This window comes from Pseudokineococcus marinus (assembly GCF_013004605.1).
Classification (GTDB): Bacteria; Actinomycetota; Actinomycetes; order Actinomycetales; family Quadrisphaeraceae; genus Pseudokineococcus; species Pseudokineococcus marinus.
Genome location: NZ_JABEMA010000419.1, coordinates 1 through 2105 on the forward strand (window position 1 = coordinate 1; position 2105 = coordinate 2105).

General features: G+C 76.7%; 1 pseudogene. It reads right to left on the reverse strand.

The annotated features are described in order from the left end of the window. Window positions 1-2105: pseudogene (locus HLB09_RS16155) on the reverse strand (DNA polymerase III subunit alpha); the annotation flags it as partial.

Consider the following 2105-nt stretch of genomic DNA (forward strand, 5'->3'; position numbering starts at 1 on the left):
CGTCCTCCTCCGCCCCGTCGCCCCCGTCCTGCTCGCCCCCGTCCCGCTCGCCCCCGTCCTGCTCGCCCCCGTCCTGCTCGCCCCCGTCCCGCTCGTCCTCGTCACGTCCGACCTCGACCCGCTCGACCCGGTACACGGCGTCGGAGGCGTTGACGTCGAGGCCGAGCACCGCGATGCCGAGGTTGCGGGCGTCGTCGAGCACGAGCCGCTTGGGGTACATGCCGGGGTCGTGGGTGAGGACCCCGGCCAGGAAGGCCGCCGGGTGGTGGGTCTTGAGCCACGCGGACTGGTAGGTGGGCAGGGCGAAGGCGGCGGCGTGGGCCTTGCAGAACCCGAACGAGGCGAACGCGGCCAGCACCTCCCAGACCCGCTCGGCCTCGGCGCCGTCCAGCCCGCGGGCGGCCGCGAGGGGGAACCACTGCTCGCGCACCTCGGCCTGCCCCTCGCGGGTGCCGAGGCGCCGGCGGACCTCGTCGGCCTCGGCGAGGTCGACGCCCGTGGTGGAGGCCACGAGCCGGATGACCTGCTCGTGGAAGACGACGACCCCGCAGGTCTCCTCCAGCGCCGGGTCGACGAGGGGGTGCACCCGCTGCGGCGGGTCCCAGCCCTGCCGGGCGCGCAGGAAGGGGGTGATCATGTCGGACTTCACCGGTCCGGGCCGGAACAGCGAGATGTCGGTGACGAGGTCGGCGAAGTCCTGCGGCGCGAAGCGGCCCACGAGCTCGCGCTGGCCGGGCGACTCGATCTGGAAGCAGCCGAGGGTGCGCGCGGAGCGCACGAGCCGGTAGGTGGGCTCGTCGTCGAGGGGGACGGCGTCGAGGTCGATCCGGCCGGTGGCCGGGTCGAGGTACGGCGCGTCCTCGCCGTGCCCGCCGGCCGCGGCCGCGCCCGGCCCGTCGACCCGCTCGACCTCGGCGACGGCGTGGGCCATGGCGGACTGCATGCGGATGCCGAGGACGTCGAGCTTGAGCAGCCCGAGGACCTCGACGTCGTCCTTGTCGAACTGGCTCATGGGGAAGCCCGCCCAGCTGGCCTCGACGGGCGTGCGGTCCCCGAGGCCCGCGTCGGACAGCAGCACCCCGCAGGGGTGCAGGGCCACGTGGCGGGGCAGGGCGTCGAGGTCCTCGACGAGGTCGAGCAGCAGGGACAGGCGCTCGTGGCCCAGCCCGGAGGCGCGCAGCTCGGGCAGCTCGGCGATCGCCGCCCGGGCGTCGCGCGCCCGCACGTGCGGGAAGGACGTGGCGATGGCGCCGACCTCGGACGGCGGCATGCCGAGCGCCGCCCCGACGTCGCGGACGGCGTGGCGCACCCGGTAGGTGTCCATCATCGAGACGGCGCTGACCCTCTCGCCGCCGAAGCGCTCGACGACGCGGGCGTAGACCTCCTCGCGGCGGGCGGACTCGACGTCGACGTCGATGTCGGGCAGCTGGGCCCGCTGCACGGTGCAGAAGCGCTCCATGAGCAGGCCCTGGGACAACGGCTCGACCCCGGAGACGCCGAGCAGGTGGTTGACGAGGCTCCCCGCACCGGACCCGCGCGCGGCCACGCGCACCCCGAGGCCGCGGACCTCGTCGCAGACCTGCGCCACGGTGAGGAAGTACGACGGGTACCCGAGCTGGCGGATGACGGCGAGCTCCTCCTCCAGCCGGTCGGTGACGCGGCGCAGGTGCGCGGCCGACGCCCCCGGGTAGCGGGAGCCCACGGCGCCCTCGCACCGCAGCCGCAGGGCGAGGTCGAGGTCGCCCTCGACGCCGAGCACCGAGGCCTCCGGCAGGTGCACCCGCCCGATGCCGAGGTCGGCCGCCGGGTCCAGGCGGCACCGCTCGGCGAGGCGGTCCGTGCAGCGCAGGAGCTCCGGCCCGCCCGCCCCGCGGGCGGTCCGATCCCCCGCGGCGCCGGCGGCGTCCTCGACGCGGGCGGCGACGTCGCGCATCTCCGCCGTGCCGGTGAGGTGCGCCCGCGAGCTCGTGCGGTCCAGGTGGCGCAGGTCGAGCGGCACGAGGCGCCGGGTGGCGTCGAGCACGTCGGCCGTGCGCGCGCCCTCGGGGCGGGCGTGGCGGACGGCGCCGGTGAGCACGGCGGGCAGCCCCGCGGCGCGGGCGAGG